Source organism: Acidaminococcus nyctereutis, from assembly GCF_052216985.1.
GTDB classification, from domain to species: Bacteria; Bacillota; Negativicutes; order Acidaminococcales; family Acidaminococcaceae; genus Acidaminococcus; species Acidaminococcus fermentans_A.
In genome coordinates this window covers 103,829-122,053 of the sequence record NZ_JBQOUY010000002.1, presented here as the reverse complement: position 1 = coordinate 122,053, position 18,225 = coordinate 103,829, and the positions used below count along the sequence as shown (strand labels likewise).

The following is an 18,225-nucleotide window of genomic DNA, read 5'->3' as shown; positions in this document are numbered from 1 at the left end:
CCCCTTCTTTACTTCTCCGGCCCCTCTTTATGGATATGGGCGATGGGGATCCATTTCCTTTGGGGAAAAAAGACGGAATAAACGGCGATCAAAGAAAGAAATATGCAGAAGAAACCGCCTGTCAGGATCCCTGGCAGCATTTTTTTGATTTGCAAGTCCCCGCCCCGCACCGCATTGGTCCCCATGATGAGGCTCAGCACATACAGCATGGTCCACCAAAGGATATCCTTGGCTGCGAAAAGGGGCCTCCCTTCCACTGCATGGTACCCCACCCAAAGTACATTGGTCAGGAAATAGAATCCAAAGACCACACACATGAGCATGGGGATGAAATTGTCGATCAGCCGGATATCCGGCTTCTTCCGAAAATGCTGGAACCATTCCCGCCAATAGGCATGAGCGATTTCATAATTTCCCGTCATCCACCGGCGCAGCTGGCTCACCATGACCTTCAGGGTCACTGGCTGTTCATCATAGAACCGGGCCTTGTCCTGGTATTCGGAGAAGACTCCCTTGAAATTCTGCTGCATGGAAAATTCCAGATCTTCCACCATGGTCCGGGTATGCCAGCCTTCTGGCTCCAGCAGCTGGATGTCGAATCCGAACCCGGTGCCGGAAACGATGGCCGGCATATCTACATTGTACCGGGGCTTGCTGAACACATCCACACTGAGCCAGTACATGCTGTACCATTGAGAAATCAGATTGTCATAGGGATTGAGGGGCAACCGGTTCCCCATGACCAGACGGGCCCCGTGGGTGAAGCTGTCATTGATGGCCGTCAGGAAGCCCCGGTCGGCCATATTATCCGCATCGAAGATCACGATATGGGAAAATCGGCTACGGAACCGTTCCTGGATAAGGGGGATCCCCCAGCTAAGGACAGCCCCTTTACCCGTACGAGGCCCGCTGTTCCGTTCCAAGACCGTTACATGGGGATACTGCCCAGCCACTTCGGCCGTTTGGTCCGTACAGTGGTCCGCCAGGACGAACACCTGATACAGGTCGGCGGCATAGTCCTGATCTTCCAGACTCTGGAGCAGTTTCCCGATCACCGGGCCCTCGTTGTGGGCACAGACCAGGATGGCAAAACGGCTGGGACCTGCTGCCACGGGCCGGGCTTTTTTTCGGGTCAGCTGACCCATGAACACCGTGCTGCAGGTCCAGAGGAAAGTCAGGAACAGCACCAGCTGGACGATGAAGGTCAGTACATACATCATGATATTTCCCTCAGACAGCCGTCAGGATAAAGAGCAGGGCCGCAAAGATCCCCATCACATATTCCACGATGAGCAGTTCGAACTCATTGGGGAAGATCAGCGCCAGCCCCAGCCCCAGGAAACCTCCGGTAAGAGTGATCCGGAGCATCGCCACCGCCATACTCCGGGTAGTCCCTTTGGTATCCCGGATCCGGTTCCAGAGCGCTTCTCCCGCTCCCCGGAACATCCGAGGCGCTGCCTGGCTGTAGACCAAAAACCCTCCCACAATGGTACAGACCAGCGAAGCAAGGAAGATCCGAGGATAAGAAGCCGGGAACGGGACTACCCGGTACAGATCCCCGCCCACTGCCGGGAACACCGCCATGGGAACTGCCCCGATGACGCTCAGGATGAAATACATGGTAGCCGTCCGCTGATCCTCTACACAAAGGTAGGGTTCCTGGGGGCTGCGCATCCCCTGCCAGATCCGGAAAGGGAGATAGGCAGAAAGCAGGGCCCCCAAAAATTCGATAGGTATGAAATTGGGATTTTCCCCGGTCAATGCCATGGCCGCCGCAGCCCCCAAGGCCGCTGCAATGGCCCCGGTCCGTCCGAAGATCAGCCCATAGGGCACAGAGAGCATGGCCTGGAGCCGGAGGCCGGAAAGCCCTGGCACCACCTGATAACATTGCGATAAAACGAATAAAAGAGCATACAAAAGGAACAGGACAAGACCTGTTTTCAAACGATCAGACATGAATCAGTCCCCTTTTTTCTGTTGTTTTTCCTGGAGGTCCGCCCAAAGTTCTCCGATGGTCCGATGGAATACGGGATGGACCGCCGTCCCGGCAATGGCTGCCAAAGGTTCCAACACAAAACTCCGGTTGGCCATATCCGGGTGGGGCAACTCAAGATCGGCGCTATGGATGACCTGGTCCCCGAAAAGGAGCAGATCCAGGTCGATGTTCCGCTCTCCCCAGTGCCGCTTCCGCTGCCGGCCCATTTCCTGCTCGATAGCCAAGAGGGTATGGAGGAGGCTCTCTGCATCTCCTGCCCATTCCACGGCTGCGGCTCCATTGAGGAATACCGGCTGGTCCGTCACCCCGTAGGGTTCCGTAGTGAAGAGGGGCGATACCTGGAGCACCTGGATACCGTGCTGCTCCATCCGTTCTATGGCCCCGCGGATATTCTGTTCCTTATCCCCCAGGTTGCTGCCCAGGGCTACATAGGCTACTGGCATGCCCGGATCGCCTCCAGCATCCGGATCAGCCGGACATTTTCTTTCACATCATGGACCCGGACCATCTGGGCTCCTGCATAGAGGGCCGCTGCGGAAAGAGCCATGGTCCCTTCCAGTCTCTCTTCCGTGGGCAGATTCCCCAGCACTTTGCCGATGAACGCTTTCCGGGACCCTGCTAGGAGCACCGGGATCCCGTGACCGGTCATTTCAGCCAGGCCGCTGCACAGTTCCAGGTTTTCCGCCCGTCCTTTGGCAAAGCCCAGCCCCGGATCCAGGATCACCTTATCCTTTCCCAGGCCGGCTTCTGCACAGGCCTCTGCCCGTTCCAGCAGGTAACGGGACACTTCGCCCACCACATCCTGGTAGGTCCGCAGTTCTTCCGTCATCATGGTTTTGGGAGTCCCCCGCATATGCATCAGCACCAGGGGAGCCTTAGCCCGGGCCGCTACTTCCAGCATCCGGCCGTCACCGGTAGCCGCCGTCACGTCGTTGATGATATCTGCCCCCGCTTCCAGGGCCGCTTCCGCCGTGGCCGCATGGTACGTGTCCACGCTGAGGATGGCCTCTGGGAAGGCTTTCCGGAGGGCAGACAGGGCGCCTGTCACCCGGCGTTTCTCTTCTTCTGGAGTCACAGGGTCCGCTCCCGGACGGGTGGATTCCCCGCCGATATCCAGCAGGTCTGCCCCATCCCGGAGCATGGTCTCGGCTTTCTGCAACAGAGCTTCCTCCCCACTGATCCGGGACCCGGCATAGAAAGAATCCGGGGTCACATTCAGGATCCCCATGACCCGCATCTTTTCATAGGTCAGTTTCCGGCCATCGGCCAGAAGGGTAGCCATCTCCCCCGGATCCAAGAATTCCCGGAGGTCTTCCAATACCCCTTGGAGACCGAACCAGCCGGCCATGGTCTTCAGTTTCCCGGCCAGGGCCTGGTACTGCCGCCGATTCCCCAGGAGGATCACATCCACCCGGTCCACACTGCAGTTGATGGTCCCCTTGGGATTCACACATTCCCCGCCCAGGGCCAGCATTTCCTGTTTGATGATGTTGGCCGCCGGCGTCCGGACGGAAAGGAGCTTCACCGGCAGCACCGCGGCCTTGGGGGCCATGAGCCCGATGCCGGCAGGATGGACTTCCAGTTTTTCCATTTCACTGCGGATCCGCTCCGCCGGAATGGTCAGATACATGTCACACCTCTTTTTCTACCGTAGCAAAGGCATTGTGGTTATGGATGCTTTCTTCGCTTTCCACGGTCACCGTATACCAGTCGATCCGGGGATCCCCATTGAGCTGGAGGGCGATTTCCCGTACTGCGTCTTCCACGAACCGGGGATTCTCATAGGCCATTTCCGTGACACATTTTTCATCCGGCCGTTTCAGCAGGGAATACAAGGGAGTGGAAGCTCCCTTTTCCGCCATTTCCACCAGTTCTTCGATCCACACCGGCTGGGCAGTACGGATCCGGATCCTCGCCCAGGCCCGCTGGTTGTGGGCCCCATACTTGCTGATTTCTTTAGAGCAGGGGCATAGGGTATGGATGGGCACATCCATACCCACTTCCAGGGAGAAGCTCTCTCCCTTTTCTGCCCGGAAATGGCAGTCCACATCCAGGTAGCTTTCGATGCCGCTGACTGGAGCTTTCTTGGTGATGAAATAGGGGCAGGAGAATTCCAAAAGGGCCTTCCGGGCTTCCAGCTTGTTCCGGAGATTGTCCAGCACTTCTTCCAATTCATGGGGCCGGATCGGACCCACTTGCTTCAGACATTCCACGAAGCGGCTCATATGGGTCCCCCGCTGTTCCTGGGGCAGATCCACAGCCAAAGTCACGGTGGCTACGGTCTGCTGGCTCCCTTTTTCCCGGTCTGCCAGGCAGATGGGCCAGCGCAGGTCCCGGATCCCTACATGTTTCAGGGCAATGTGACGCAGATCCTGCTGCGCCTGTACATCTTTCAGCATGATTCACCTCGATACACGATTCCGCTGGTCTTGGTTTCCCAGACCTGGACTTCATACAGGGTATAATTGGCCCCCGTCAGGGGTTCCTTCAATTTGTTCCAGACCCACACCGCGATGTTTTCCGCCGATGGCTGGGGCAGGATGTCGTTCAGGCAGTGATGATCCAGCTGGTCCACCACCAGGTCTTTCACCGTATGCTTGAACTGGACGAAATCCAGTACCATCCCCTCTGCGTCCGGATGGCCTTCCACCTTCACCACCAGTTTATAGGTATGGCCGTGGAGATGCTCGCATTTGCCATGGTAATTGGGCAGATAATGGGCTGCGTCGAATTCGAATTCTTTGATACAGATCATATGGTTCCCTCCTGCAAATCAAAATCATTCTGCCGTAATGCTTCATAAAGGACGATGGAAACGGAATTGGCCAGATTCAGGGAGCGGGCCTCACTGACCATGGGGATCCGCACACATTCCTCTTCATGGTCCAGCCGGAAGTTTTCCGGCAGGCCGGCGCTTTCCTTGCCGAAGATCAGCAGGGAATCAGGTCCATAATGGACCCGGCTGTAGGACTTGTGTGCATGGGTGGTCAGCAGGAACCGAGGGCTGTCCGGATAGGCTGCCAAGACCTCCTCCACTGAATCATAATAGTGGATGTCCACCAGATGCCAGTAATCCAGGCCCGCCCTTTTCAGGTATTTGTCATCCACCGAGAACCCCAGGGGCCGCACCAGATGCAGACTGGCTCCTGTGGCTGCGCAGAGCCGGGCGATGTTCCCCGTATTCCCGGGGATCTCCGGTTCTACCAATACGATATGCATCATTTCAAAACGCCTCCATCCCAGTCATTGCCGGAAATGGCGATGATCTTCTTCATCTGTTCGTGGAGATTCAGGATCTTCTCCGCGTAATAACTGCCCGTGGCCCATTTGCCGTTGAGCTGGGACCAGCGGGTATAGAATCCGTTCTGGACCTTTCCTTTGTACACCAGATAGTACCGAGGATCGATCACCGGAGTGGCCGGCAGCCGGTCCGTGGTATAAGCCATGAGATGCTGGACATGGGCCCGCACCCCATCCCGCGGTGTAGGGAACCAGGCACCCTGGACCGTGGCACTGGTGGTCCCCAGTCCGCAGAAATTGTTCTGCTGGGGCACCACCGTCCCCCCGAACCGGAAGAACCCGGTTTCCAAAAGAGCCTGGCAGAACACGATATCCCAGCGCAGCCCTTCCCGGCCAGCTTCCTGGTAGTAGAGGTCCACGATCTCTTCCGGGGTCGCCTTGATGGGCAGCTTGGGATTGTACCGGCGCAGCAGCACCACAGCCTGGTCCCGGTTGGCTTCTGCCGGCCCGGCAATGGTCACGTCCTGATAATTCTCCGGCAGTTCCCAGATCTTCGCCGTAGTGGTCAGCCGGCTGAGGATGATCTTCAGGCTGGGATCCGTGACCACCCGGTCCTGATTTTCCAGTCTCAGGACTTTATCCGGGTCCGGCCACTGGGGCAGCGTAAGGGGATCCCCATTCACCGCCAGATATCCCTTGCGGATGACCAATGGAGGCTGGCTGGCAGGTTGCAGATCCCGTCTGAGGGGATCCTTGTCCCGCCCATCCCGGCGTCCTTTCTCTTTGGTCCTGGCTGTAGCCGGTTCCTCCAGGCGTTTCTTGCCCTCCTGAGAAGTCTTTTTCTCCGGCTGCTCCCGAAGGTTTTTTTTCTTCTGGAGCGCCTTTTCCTCTTGTTTCCGCTGTTTCCGGAACTTTTCCCGGAAGCTGGCCTCTTTCTTTTCCAGGTTCCGTTCCTTGGGGAGCTTTTCTTTTTTCTCCATTTTCTTTTTCTGGAGATGGGAAAGAGGTCCGTCCGTTTCATCCAGCAGGACGGTTTCCGCCGGTTTGGCACCCGGTTCCAGGGGGGAGGCCCAGACGGTCCCAGTCCCCAGCAGGCCGGCCAGAGCAAGGCCCAGGGCCAGCCGTTTCTGTTTCTTGTTCAATGGGTCATACCTCGTTCTGCTCTAGTTTTCCAGGAGTCAGGGTTCCCTTTCCCTGGATTTTCTTTACTTCTTTTCAGCTTCTTCCCGGTTCCGGGGGAACACCCACAGGCTCAGCAGCATCACCACGGCTGCCACGATGATCCCCAGGCTAGTAGAATTCAAGATGCCGAAGCCCTTTCCTCCGTTGAAGAATTTCAGGCCCAGCACCACAGCCACCCCCAGGACAGCCGAACAGAAGGCTCCCTTGGTGGACGCTTTTTCCGTGAACAGTCCGAAGAGGAAAGGAGCCGCCAGGGAAACAGTCATCAAGGAGTAGAAAATGGCCAGGGCGGTTATGATGTTGGCCATATAATAGGCAATGAAGATCCCTGCGATACCGCAGAGCACTGTCAGCTTCCGGCTCACTTTCAGCAGTTCTTCATCAGAGATCTCCGGATGGAAGAAGGTCTTGTACAGGTCTTTGGACAGAGACGTGGCCAGCATATAGAGCACCGTATCACAGGTACTGACTTCCGCCGCGAAGATGGCTGAAAGGGCCAGGGCCGAGATGCCGAAGGGCATCATTTCCTTCATAGCTTTGGGCAGGGCCAGTTCCTGGTTTCCCAGATCCGGGAACGCCGCGTAAGCACACATGCCGATGAGCATGGGCAGGAACGCGAAGAGCAACTGGACGATGCCGTTCCACAGTGTCCCCACCCGGACGGCCTTTTCATCTTTGGCCGCATAGACTTTGCCGATGAGCCCCGGAGAGATGCAGAAAGCGGGAGTCAGCATCAGGAAATATCCCAGGATGGCCGTGGTGCCCATGCCGTCCCAGGCAAAATACTTGGCCGTCCGGGCGCTATCCCCCATATGGCTGGCCACAGCAGCCTGGAGCCCGCTCCAGCCCCCTACATATTGGAGAGCGAACGGCGTAGCGATGCAGAAGCCCAGCAGGATGACGATCAGTTCAATGATATTCACGATAGCGGCGCTTTTGATCCCGCCTGCAGAGAAATACAGGGTCACCACCACCGCGGCGATGATGATGCCGTACAGCTTGTCGATGCCGGCCACTACATTGAGGATCCAGGCGATCCCCAGCAGCTGGCCGGAGAAAAGGGCCAGGGTCCCGATAGCCATCATGGTGGACGTGACGCCCCGGAAGGCATGGGAGTAGCGGAGATCCAGATAATCTCCCATGGTATACAGATTGTACTTCTGGGCCGCTTTCCAGACCGCCGGCCCCACGATATAGGCCAGGATCAGAGAACCCAGGCCACTGCAGCCAATCCACCACCAGCTGGAGACTCCGAATTTATAGGCCAGCCCCGTGACCCCTACGGTAGAGCCGGCACCGATATTGGCCGCGATCAGGGTAGTAAAGAGCAGCCCGGCATGGAAGGAACGGCCCCCTACAAAGAAATCCGACGCCCCTTTCACATGCTTCCCCACCAGATGTCCCAGCAGGATCAGCAGCAGTGCATAACAGATAATGACACCAAGATACAGATTCAACACAATCACCTCAATGATATTTGGTAAGGCGCGACGGGAATTCAACACCCCTCATTGTACTTTACTTAGGCGTGGTTGTAAAGGAAAAAGGGGCTGCTGCTTACCGCAGCACCCCCTTTTGATCAGTGATTCACTTGGCCATTTCCACATTGGCCGGCATTTCTGCCACCGGTACCGGCTCCCCTTCCCGTTCCAGGTTGGCCTGGACATGGCGGACAGCACAAGACAGGGTGTAGTTGATCACAAAGTACACCAGAGCCGCGAAGCCGAAGAGTACGAATACGTCAGATACATTGATGGTCCCGGTCCCGTTGTAGAGGGCCGCCCCGCTCAATACTTTGTTCACCCGGGCCATCAGTTCGATGGTGGCCACGTTAGCCATAAAGGACGTATCCTTGATGATGGTGATCACCTGGCTCATCAGGGTGGGCACGATCTTCCGGAAGGCCTGGGGCAGGATGATATACCACATCACCTGGACCATATTGAACCCCTGGGCATACCCGGCTTCGAACTGGCCTTTGGAAATGGCGTTCAGGCCCCCCCGGATGATTTCTGCGATGATAGCGGATTCGAAGATGGTCAGGGCAACGGTGCACTTGAACAGCAGCTTGGTCTCCACAGAGCTCAGGCCGAACATCCGCCGGATGCCGGGAGCCGGGAAGAACACGGTGCCGATGAAGATCCAGAACAGCAGGGGCGTATTCCGGAACAGTTCGATGTAGGCCGTGGCAGCCCAGCGGAACACCCGTTCCGCCGGTTTGGTACAGTAGTTCCGCACTAGAGCCAGGACGGACGCGACACCCAGGCTGGCACTGACGGAAACCACCGCCAGGAGGATCGTAAAGAAGACCCCTTTCAGCATAAAGGTCATGATATCCGGATTTTTCAGTATGGCAAAACTGCCTGCTAATGTATTCATAGCCAATCCCTCCTCAGGCACTCATCATTTCATCCTGGGCTTTCAGTTTGGCTTCCCATCTGGCTGCCAGGGTGGACAGAGGGAAACAGATCACGAAGAACAGGACGCCACAGACGATATAGGCCGGTGCATAGGAACCGCCGGTGGTAGCCCCCGTTACGAAGTTATAAGTGGAAGAGATCAGATCCGCCCCGCCGATGATGTACAGCACTGCCGTGTTCTTGATCAGGTTGCCGATCTGGTTCACCGTAGGTGGCAGAATGATCTTGATGGTCTGGGGCAGGATGATGTAAGTCATCTTCTGAGTATAATCGAACCCCTGGGCATCCGCTGCCTCGAACTGTCCTTTGGGCACCGCTTCGATTCCGGCCCGGATCACTTCTGCCATATAGGCTCCATGGTAGATTCCCAGGGAAATGATCCCGGCTGCCAGGACCCCGATCTTATGGCCGGAGAAAGAAAGAGCATAATAAAGGATGCACAGCTGCAGGATGAGCGGCGTATTCTGGATGGCTTCCACGTAGATCCGGTTCACAGTCTTGGGAACCCGTTTCGAACTGACGCCCATGAGCCCCAACAGGACCCCCAGGACCGCTGCAATCAAGATGCCGCCCAAAGCGCTTTCCACTGTGACGGAAAAGCCCTGGATAAAATTCGCTTTGTGGGCCAGGACCACAGCCCAGGCTCTTTCTGAAAATAAACCACCCATAATGCATTCCTCCTGTGAAACGAGAAGGGCAATCCTGTCTGTGCACTGCGCCGATGGAGGATTGCCGCTTCCTGTCATGCCTTACCTATTTGTCATTTATTTGTCCAGATTGTACTTTGCTTCCAGTTTCTTGATGGTACCGTCTTTCAACCAGCCCTGCACGGCTTCTTCACAGAACTTGCTCATGCCGGAACCCTTCTTGGTAGCCAGGCCATATTCCTGAGGAGCGAACTGTTCCTTGATGAAGGTCCGGTCGTCAGTGTGGTAGATGGCCAGGATGGATTTATCCACGCAGAAGGCGGAAACTTCGCCGGAAGACAGGGCCGTGGAAATGGCCGGATAATCCGCATACTGTTTGAAGCTGACCCCTTTGTTCCAGGTAGCTGCATCGAAGCTCTTGGGATCGAAGCCATCCCCATCGATGACCTTGGCTTTGATCATGGCTTCTACCAGAGCTTTTGCAGAAGTAGAACCGGAGGAGACCCCTACCACTTTGCCTTTCAGATCAGCCAAGCTCTTGATATTGCTGGCTTTTTCCACCAGGACCCCAACATGGTCCGTATAGTACGGCGTGGTGAAGTCCCAGGATTTCTTCCGTTCCGGTGTGATGGTGAAGGTAGCGGCTACCATGTCGATATCCCCGGAATCCAGGAGTGCGGTACGGGTAGCAGCCGTCACTGGCGTATATTCCACATCGACACCCAGTTTCTTAGCCAGTGCAGCCCCCAGATCCACTTCCATACCAGTGAATTTGCCAGTGGCCGGATCCTGGTACCCGAAGCCTTTGGTCACGTTCTTGACGCCTATCCGCAGGACACCCCGTTTCTTGATGGCTGCGATATCTTCCGCTACATTGGAGGATTTACCGGTATCTGCACTTTTCTTCTCGTCCCCGCAGCCGGCAAATAAAGAAACGGCCATCAGGACAGTGACACCCAAGGTTAAGATCTTGCTCAGTTTGCCCAACTTTTTCATGATAAAACCTCCCCAAATTGCTGCTTTACTTCTCTATGATTATCGCCCGGTGTTTCAGCGGATAATCTTGCTCAGGAATTTCTTCACCCGGTCATTGGTGGGATTCACGAAGAAATGATCCGGCGTCCCTTCGTCGATGATCTGCCCGTTTTCCATGAAGACGATCCGGTCAGCCACCTGCCGGGCAAAACCCATTTCGTGGGTCACCACCACCATGGTGATGTTCCCTTCCTTGGCCAGCTTGATCATCACGTCCAGCACTTCCTGGATGGTTTCCGGATCCAGAGCCGAAGTGGGTTCATCAAAGAGGATGATCTTGCTTTCGTCGCACAGGGCCCGGGCGATGGCGATCCTCTGCTGCTGGCCGCCGGACAAAGTCGTAGGATACACATTGGCTTTATGCCGGAGCCCTACCACTTCCAGATAATGGTAGGCGGTTTTTTCCGCCTCTTCTTTACTCTTATGCCGGAGCTTCATAGGTGCCAGTGTCAGGTTCTGCAGTACCGTCATATGGGGGTACAGATTGAACTGCTGGAATACCATGGACATGTTGTCCCGGATGATCTGGGTGCGGTTTTTCCGGGTCAGTTCCGTGCCATTGATGTACACATGCCCATCCGTAGGTTCCTCCAGGAAATTCATGCACCGTACGGTGGTGGATTTCCCTGAACCAGATGGCCCGATGATGACCAGTTTCTCTCCTTCATTCACTTCCAGGTTGACGTCTTTCAATACATGGTTGGTGCCAAAGTACTTGTTGACGTGCTCCAGTTTAATCATCATAGCCATCCCTGCTTTCGTTTAATTTGCAATCATTATATTATTTTTATGTTTTATCGTTCGTATTATTTCGAACAATTACGATTATACTCATTGCACAGTTTGTGTAAATCGCTTCACAAATAGTTCACAAATAATTGTCACGAAAACGAGAAAATTGTTACGTTGTTTACTGATTTGGTCGGATTATTATGTATACAAAAGGGGGATTTGGTCGCGGGTCGTGAGTCGCGGGTTTGTTGGTGTACCGGGGGTGTGAATTTTTTCACAGCCCTTTCCGTTAACTTTTTTCTTATTGTCTTGACAAAGATTCTTTTCTGAGTATAATAATGACCCGAATGATGGGGCTTCTGGCAGGAGATAAATTTAGGGTCCCATCCCAAAAATGGTTTCCCGATGCTGGGACGCGCGCGCAGACCATGGCCATCCATGGTCAGGATCCCTTCGGAATCGGAGCCTAAAACATATTGAAAGACTGGGACGGCAAGGTGCCCCTCTCTCTTATGGGTACTGGATATTCCAGGACTTTCACCGAAAGGTGTTGTCATTATGCAACTGTTCCGTACCGTAAAAGATCTGAAGGACTTTGTCCGCACTGTCAAAAAAGAAGGCAGGACCATCGGCCTGGTGCCCACCATGGGTGCCCTCCACGAAGGCCACGCCTCTTTGATCAAAGCCGCTGCCCAAGAGAATGATGTGGTCATCGTCAGCGACTTCGTGAATCCCACCCAGTTCGGCCCTAACGAAGATTATGATGCCTATCCCCGGAAGCTGGCCGCCGACGAAAAAGTCGCGGAAGCCGCCGGTGCCACGGCCATCTTTGCGCCTTCGCCGGCTGAGATGTATCCCCATAAGGATATGACCTGGGTGGAAGTGACGGGCAATATCACCAAAGTTCTTTGCGGCCGCACACGCCCCATCCATTTTCGGGGTGTGGCAACGGTATGCACCAAGCTGTTCAATCTCTCCCAGGCCGATCGGGCCTATTTCGGGCTGAAAGATGCCCAACAGACGGAAGTCCTCCGCCGGATGGTGGAAGACTTGTTCATGAATGTAGAACTTCGTATCATGCCCATCGTCCGGGAGGCTGACGGGCTTGCCAAGAGTTCCCGGAACGTCTACTTGTCTCCGGAAGAACGGAAGGCCGCCCTGGTCCTTTCCCGGAGCCTGCAGCATGCCAAAGAAGCCTTTGCTGCCGGAGAACGTGATCCCCGGAAACTGGTGGATGAGGTCACGGCAGAAATCAAGACCGAACCTATGAGCAACATCGATTATGTGGAAATCTACGGCATGCCCGGCCTGACGGAAGTCACCGGCCCCATTGCCGGCCGTGCGCTGTTGGCCGTAGCCGTGAAATTCGGCACCACCCGCCTCATCGACAACGTGGTGCTGGAGGGCTGATCCCATGGTGGATGCAATCGTACGCTTCTGCACCCGTTACATGTCCATCGGGGTGGTGCTCATCGGGTTCCTGGGCATCCTGGAACCGGGGCTCATGAAGCCTCTGGCCCCCCAGATCCCTACCTTTCTGGGCATCATCATGTTCGGCATGGGCATGAGCCTGACTCCGGCGGATTTCCGGAACGTGTTCCGACAGCCGAAGAACGTGGCCATCGGGACCCTGCTCCAGTTCACCATCATGCCGGCTGTGGCCTTCGGGCTGATCCATCTGTTCCAGCTCCCTCCCGCCATCGCCATCGGCGTGGTGCTGGTGGGCTGCTGCCCCGGGGGAACCGCTTCCAATGTGATTTCCTACATTGCCCATGCAGATGTGGCTCTGTCCGTTTCCATGACCATGGTGAACACCCTGCTGGCCCCCTTTGTGACTCCTTTCCATGTGTGGCTCATTGCGGGGACCTGGGTAGATATCGACTTTGTGTCCATGATGCTTTCCATCGTCAAGATGGTGCTGCTGCCCTTGGTCCTGGGCATCGGGATGAATTATTTCTTCCCCCGCCAGGTCAGCCGGGTCATCCGGGTGATGCCCATGCTCTCGGCCCTAGTGGTGATCCTCACCGTGGGCTGCGTGGTATCCATGTCTGGGCGAGCCATTGTAGATAATGGGCTGGTGATCCTCTGTGTGGTAATCCTCCACAATCTGTGCGGGATGCTGCTGGGCGGATTCTGCGCCCGCCGTTTCGGACTGGACAAAGCCCAGTGCCGGGCCATGACCATTGAAGTGGGCATGCAGAATTCCGGTCTGGCCTCTACCCTGGCCCTGATGTACTTCACTGCCGCAGGCGGCATCGCCGGTGCCATCTTCTCCGTATGGCACAACGTATCCGGTTCCCTTTTCGCCTCCTACTGCGTAGGGAAAGATGAAGAAGATCAGAGGGAAGAAGAAGCGGGAGAACTGGTGGGAGAAAAGAATAGGAATTGAATGGAAAAAGGACTGTTGCGGAAGCGACAGTCCTTTTTTGGTCGCGGGTCGTGAGTCGCGGGCTTATTGGGGCAGGCCGAAAATCCCGTTTTGCAGATTCCAGTGTATATTACCTTATCATTCTGTAGAAAAAGAACAAACGGGTTAAACGTCCAGGCTCGCGACCCGTGACTCGAGGCCCGCGACCTGGGGTGTGAATTTTTTCACACCCCCTTTCACCACCCCTTCGGCAGCATCCCCGCCATGCTCAGCAGGGCGTAGATGCCGGACCCTAGGAACACCGCCAGCACCAGATATTGGGCCCAAGGACTGGCCAGCCAGCCGCACTGCCAGCAGGGTTCCTGGTCCCCTTTTTTCTGGGCGTTCCGGAGCATGAATACCGGCAGCACGGACATGATGATGCCCCCAAAGGTCCCGGCACTGAAAATGGCACTGACGAATCCCACCAGACCGCTGCTGGCCAGGAAGATGGGCGGGATCACGATAAAGGCCAGGCACAGGGCCCGGCTCCGGATATCCCGTTCCGACCTGAAGCCCAGCCGTTCGATGCAGTTGGTCAGGAAGCTTTCTGCAATGGCCCAGAAGGAAGTCAGCATGGCACAGAAAGCAAAGAAATTCACCAGCAGGTAGAACAGTGGATGCCCCAGGGCCCGTCCCCAGGAAAGGGAGGCCACCTCGGTGATTTCCGCCCCCGGCAGCATCAGGAATACCGCCAGAGGCACCAGGGCCAAGATCAGTAAAGAAATCCCCGTGCCTCCCAGGATGGCCGGTACAAGCTTTTCCGGGCGATCCTGGAAGCCCCGGGCCAGTTCCGGCACAATGTATTGGACAGCATAGCAGAACACCGCGATGTTGAACACCGGGATGCCCCAGGTCCAGTGGGCATACAAGATTTCTCCCAAAGGGACCCGGGCCCACAAAAAGGATGCTCCCACCAACAGGATCAGCATCAAAATCATCCCCAGGCCCAGGAACTTTTCCGCCGTCCCGGTAACCTTCAGTCCCAGCCAGACTACAGCGGTGGCCCCGATGGAAAACAACAGGCTGGCCTCTGCTGCCGGCAGCCCAAAAAAGGCACTGAGGATCTTCCCGCAGCCAGTGATATAAGCGATCAGGCTGCAGAAACTGGTGGCTCCTATGGAAAAGAAGATCAGCCAAGACCCGGCCTTCCCCACATATTTTTCCGCCAGACCGGAAAGCTGGAGAGGCCGCCGGGTACGCAGGGCGGTTTCCGCCACATAGAGCATGGAGGCCACCGAAAGGAACCCTGCCACCAGCAGCCAGGTCAGGAGCACCGGCCAGCCCGCCTTCCGGCTGGCATAAGCCAGGCCCAGTACCCCGGATCCGATGGTAGCTCCCACCACCAACATCACTGCTTCCGTGAAAGTCAGCCGGCGGACTTCTAAAGCCCCCTCTTCCGGCTCTGCCTCCTCCAGTTCTTTCGTTTCTGTATATTCCATCGCTTCTTCTCTCTCCTTTATGGATTGTCAAGTCAGCTGACCTGCATACTGGTCCATTGTAGCACAACAAAGAAAGAGAGAACAGGCAGGTTAACGGAAAAGGGGCTGTTGCATGCACAACAGCCCCCTCTCCTCACAGTTCCAGTCCCGTGGCCGGGTCCAGTCCCATGGCGATGTTCATATTTTCAATGGCTGCCCCGCTGGCCCCTTTGCCCAGGTTGTCGAATTGGGCGGATACGGTGAACCGTTCTTCATTACCGCAGATGAAGATCCGCAGGGAATCTTTCCCGGCCAGGGTATTGGACCCCAGCATCTTGGGCAGTTCCTCCGACTGCACCACGGTGATGAAGGCCTGTTCCTTGAAGAAGTCGGCGTACAGTTTCCGGATGGCCGCCAGGCTCAGGTCCGCCGGCATCTGGAAACCTGCCGTCACCAGCATCCCCGCATAATAGGGCGCCACGATGGGCAGGAAGATCGGGGCCTGTTCCAGCCCGGCATATTTCAGGATCTCCGGCAGGTGTTTATGCTGCTGGCCCAAAGCATAGATCCGGGGCGCATCCAGTTCTTTGTCGTGGAGATTCTCATAGGAAGCGATCATCTTCTTGCCCCCGCCGGAATACCCGGTCAGAGAAGTCAGGGTATAGAGCCCGTCCGCCGGGATCAGATGGGCCTTCACCAGGGGCGCCAGAACAGCGATGGAACCGGTGGCATGGCAGCCCGGATTGGCGATCCGGCTGCTTTCCTGGATGGCATGGAGATAGCTGGGCCCCAATTCTGGGAATCCATAGGCCCAGTCCGGGTCGCAGCGGAAAGCTGTAGAGGTGTCGATGATCTTGGTTTCGCAGTCTTTGGCAGCTTGGGCCACTTCCCGGGAAGCCGCATCCGGCAGGCACAGGAACGCTACGTCGGCCTGGTCGATCTTTTCCAGGCGGGCATCCAGGTTCTTCCGCAGATCGCTGCTGATGGACAGCAGTTCGATATCATCCCGCTGTTTCAGCCGTTGCGCCAGCCGCAGCCCCGTCGTCCCTTCACCGCCATCGATAAACACTTTAAACATCATGACCACCCCTCATTCTCTGATACTTTGTGATTAGAAGTAGGACCATTATAGCACAGTTGGAAGGAGAGGGACAGGTACTTTTTGAGATTTTTGCATAAAAATGCAAAGAAGCTCCGGAACAATCCGGAGTTCCTTTACATTTTTATGCTTTTTTATTGAATAAGCACCGCATAGAATTCAGCACGCAGAGGATCAGCACCCCAGTATCGGCGAAGATGGCGAACCACATGTTGATGAAGCCCAGGGCCCCCAGCACCAGGCTGAGGACCTTGATGCCAATGGCGAACACAATATTCTGGTACACGATGCCCACGCATTTCCGGGCGATCCGGATGGCTTTGCTGATCTTCAGGGGATCATCGTCCATCAGCACCACATCCGCCGCCTCGATGGCCGCATCGCTGCCCAGAGCCCCCATGACGATCCCGATATCCGCCAGGGACAGCACCGGTGCGTCGTTGATCCCGTCTCCTACAAAGGCCACTTTCTCCTTGGGATCCTTCCGGCGGATCAGATTTTCCACCTGCTCCACCTTCCCCTGGGGCAGCAGCTCGCTGTGGACTTCGTCGATACCCAGCTCCCGGGCCACCGCTTCCGCCGTACGTTTTTCATCCCCCGTGAGCATGATCACCTGTTTCACCCCATTGGCCTTCAAGGCCCGGACGGCCTCCACCCCATGGTCCTTGATCCGGTCAGCGATGAGGATATGCCCGTGGTAGGCCCCGTCGATGGCCACGTGGACCAGGGTCCCCACCATGTGACAGTTCACATAGGGGATGTGGAGCATCTCCATGAGTTTGGCGTTTCCGGCGGCGACGGTATGGCCATCCACCCGGGCCATCACCCCTTTGCCCCCGTATTCCTGGATATCCGTCACCCGGCTTCGGTCGATGGGTTTGCCGTAGGCTTGCTGGAGACTCTTGCTGATGGGATGGCTGGAGGCACATTCTGCCAAAGCCGCCATCTCCAGCACTTTCTGTTCTTCCAATTTATTGTGATGGACCGCGGAGACTTCGAACACCCCCTGGGTCAGGGTGCCGGTCTTATCCATCACTACATAGGCTGTATGGGCCAAGGTCTCCATATAGTTGGATCCCTTGATCAGGATTCCCTGCCGGCTGGCACCCCCGATCCCCGCAAAGAAACTGAGAGGAATGGACAGCACCAGGGCGCAGGGGCAACTGACCACCAAAAACAGCAGGCTCCGATACAGCCACATATGCCACAGAGGCGCCATCCCCATGGCCAGCCGCACCAGAGGGGGCAGCAGGAACAGGGCCAGGGCCCCGCTGCACACCGCCGGGGTATAGACCCGGGCGAATTTGGTGATGAACACTTCGGATTTCGCCTTCCGGGAGCTGGCGTCCTCCACCAGATCCAGGATCTTGGATACGGTGGATTCCCCGAACTCTTTGGTGGTCTCTATGGCCAGCACCCCGCTGAGGTTGATGCAGCCGCTGATCACTTCATCCCCTGGGGCCGCTTCCCGGGGCAGGCTTTCCCCGGTGAGAGCCGCCGTATCCAGGCTGGAATGCCCTTCGACCACCCGCCCGTCAATGGGGACCTTTTCTCCAGGCTGGACGATGATCCGGGTGCCGATGGCCACATCATCCGGGTCCACTTGGACCAGTTTCCCGTCCCGCTCCACATTGGCATAGTCGGGACGGATATCCATCAGTTCGCTGATGTTCCGGCGGCTCTTGCCCACGGCGTAGTCTTCGAACAGTTCCCCCACCTGGTAGAACAGCATGACCGCCACCGCTTCCGCATAATCCCCGTTCTGGTAGATACCCAGGCCAAAGGCCCCCAGGCTGGCCACCGCCATCAGAAAGTTCTCATCCAGCACCTGGCCCTTCCGGATATTTTTCGCCGCCTTCAGCAGGATGTCCCAGGCCACGGTCAGATAGGCCGCCAGATAGGGCAGCAGGTGGAGAAAGCGGTATTCCAGGGCCACCCCTTCCCCGCTCCAGGCATCCGGCAGAAAGGCCCCGGCCACCGTCAGCACAAAGGCGGCGGCGATCCGGCCGATCATAATCTTGTTTTCCTGTTCCATGTTCCCATCCT

General features: G+C 56.5%; 18 protein-coding genes. 2 read left to right on the top strand and 16 right to left on the bottom strand.

What is annotated here, in order from left to right; genetic code table 11:
- Positions 1-8 precede the first annotated feature (8 nt).
- The 13 genes from ACTUHY_RS02070 to ACTUHY_RS02010 form a co-directional block, all read right to left on the bottom strand.
- A complete protein-coding gene (locus ACTUHY_RS02070) occupies positions 9-1,220 on the bottom strand; it encodes a glycosyltransferase family 2 protein (protein ID WP_442826429.1) in 1,212 nt (403 codons plus the stop codon).
- Positions 1,221-1,230: 10 nt separating this feature from the next.
- Positions 1,231-1,956: a hypothetical protein gene (locus ACTUHY_RS02065; RefSeq protein ID WP_442826428.1), complete on the bottom strand. Its 726-nt coding sequence runs from the start codon at positions 1,954-1,956 to the stop codon at positions 1,231-1,233.
- 3 nt (positions 1,957-1,959) lie between these two features.
- Positions 1,960-2,439 (bottom strand): 2-amino-4-hydroxy-6-hydroxymethyldihydropteridine diphosphokinase, encoded by a 480-nt coding sequence (folK, locus tag ACTUHY_RS02060; RefSeq protein WP_442826427.1) that lies wholly within the window; start codon positions 2,437-2,439, stop codon positions 1,960-1,962.
- Positions 2,430-3,626 (bottom strand): dihydropteroate synthase, encoded by a 1,197-nt coding sequence (folP, locus tag ACTUHY_RS02055; protein WP_442826426.1) that lies wholly within the window; start codon positions 3,624-3,626, stop codon positions 2,430-2,432. The genes folK and folP overlap by 10 nt, the downstream gene beginning before the upstream one ends.
- A gap of 1 nt (position 3,627) precedes the next feature.
- Positions 3,628-4,392: a GTP cyclohydrolase FolE2 gene (gene folE2, locus ACTUHY_RS02050; RefSeq protein ID WP_442826467.1), complete on the bottom strand. Its 765-nt coding sequence runs from the start codon at positions 4,390-4,392 to the stop codon at positions 3,628-3,630.
- Positions 4,389-4,751, bottom strand: a complete 363-nt coding sequence (gene queD / locus ACTUHY_RS02045) for a 6-carboxytetrahydropterin synthase QueD (RefSeq protein ID WP_278675379.1) — start codon at positions 4,749-4,751, stop codon at positions 4,389-4,391. Before queD ends, folE2 begins: the two co-directional genes overlap by 4 nt.
- On the bottom strand, positions 4,748-5,215 hold the full coding sequence (locus ACTUHY_RS02040) for a tRNA (cytidine(34)-2'-O)-methyltransferase (protein WP_442826466.1): 468 nt from the start codon (positions 5,213-5,215) through the stop codon (positions 4,748-4,750). Before ACTUHY_RS02040 ends, queD begins: the two co-directional genes overlap by 4 nt.
- Entirely contained in the window at positions 5,215-6,378 is a 1,164-nt protein-coding gene (locus ACTUHY_RS02035; protein WP_442826425.1) for a glucosaminidase domain-containing protein, read from the bottom strand. The genes ACTUHY_RS02040 and ACTUHY_RS02035 overlap by 1 nt, the downstream gene beginning before the upstream one ends.
- A 63-nt stretch (positions 6,379-6,441) precedes the next feature.
- Positions 6,442-7,875 (bottom strand): sodium:solute symporter family protein, encoded by a 1,434-nt coding sequence (locus ACTUHY_RS02030; protein WP_442826424.1) that lies wholly within the window; start codon positions 7,873-7,875, stop codon positions 6,442-6,444.
- Positions 7,876-8,005: 130 nt separating this feature from the next.
- A complete protein-coding gene (locus tag ACTUHY_RS02025) occupies positions 8,006-8,797 on the bottom strand; it encodes an amino acid ABC transporter permease (RefSeq protein ID WP_442826423.1) in 792 nt (263 codons plus the stop codon).
- 13 nt (positions 8,798-8,810) lie between these two features.
- Positions 8,811-9,506 carry an amino acid ABC transporter permease gene (locus ACTUHY_RS02020; RefSeq protein WP_278675386.1) on the bottom strand — a complete coding sequence of 232 codons (696 nt, stop codon included), beginning with the start codon at positions 9,504-9,506 and terminating at the stop codon, positions 8,811-8,813.
- A 96-nt stretch (positions 9,507-9,602) separates the two neighbouring features.
- Positions 9,603-10,481 (bottom strand): transporter substrate-binding domain-containing protein, encoded by an 879-nt coding sequence (locus tag ACTUHY_RS02015; RefSeq protein WP_442826422.1) that lies wholly within the window; start codon positions 10,479-10,481, stop codon positions 9,603-9,605.
- Between the two features lie 54 nt (positions 10,482-10,535).
- Positions 10,536-11,261 carry an amino acid ABC transporter ATP-binding protein gene (locus ACTUHY_RS02010; protein ID WP_442826465.1) on the bottom strand — a complete coding sequence of 242 codons (726 nt, stop codon included), beginning with the start codon at positions 11,259-11,261 and terminating at the stop codon, positions 10,536-10,538.
- Between the two features lie 549 nt (positions 11,262-11,810).
- Here ACTUHY_RS02010 and panC point away from each other — a divergent pair.
- Both panC and ACTUHY_RS02000 read left to right on the top strand, forming a co-directional pair.
- The gene (gene panC / locus ACTUHY_RS02005; RefSeq protein WP_442826421.1) at positions 11,811-12,662 is read left to right on the top strand and encodes a pantoate--beta-alanine ligase; all 852 of its coding nucleotides are present in this window, start codon (positions 11,811-11,813) and stop codon (positions 12,660-12,662) included.
- Positions 12,663-12,666: 4 nt separating this feature from the next.
- Positions 12,667-13,641: a bile acid:sodium symporter family protein gene (locus ACTUHY_RS02000; RefSeq protein WP_442826420.1), complete on the top strand. Its 975-nt coding sequence runs from the start codon at positions 12,667-12,669 to the stop codon at positions 13,639-13,641.
- Positions 13,642-13,856: 215 nt separating this feature from the next.
- On the opposite strand, the gene ACTUHY_RS01995 is transcribed toward ACTUHY_RS02000, so the two are convergent.
- The 3 genes from ACTUHY_RS01995 to ACTUHY_RS01985 all read right to left on the bottom strand — a co-directional run bounded on the left by ACTUHY_RS01995 (position 13,857) and on the right by ACTUHY_RS01985 (position 18,214).
- Positions 13,857-15,101, bottom strand: a complete 1,245-nt coding sequence (locus ACTUHY_RS01995) for an aromatic amino acid transport family protein (RefSeq protein WP_442826419.1) — start codon at positions 15,099-15,101, stop codon at positions 13,857-13,859.
- 133 nt (positions 15,102-15,234) lie between these two features.
- Positions 15,235-16,161 (bottom strand): N-acetyl-gamma-glutamyl-phosphate reductase, encoded by a 927-nt coding sequence (gene argC, locus ACTUHY_RS01990; RefSeq protein WP_278675886.1) that lies wholly within the window; start codon positions 16,159-16,161, stop codon positions 15,235-15,237.
- A gap of 142 nt (positions 16,162-16,303) precedes the next feature.
- Positions 16,304-18,214, bottom strand: a complete 1,911-nt coding sequence (locus ACTUHY_RS01985; protein ID WP_442826464.1) for a heavy metal translocating P-type ATPase — start codon at positions 18,212-18,214, stop codon at positions 16,304-16,306.
- Between the last annotated feature and the right edge of the window lie 11 nt (positions 18,215-18,225).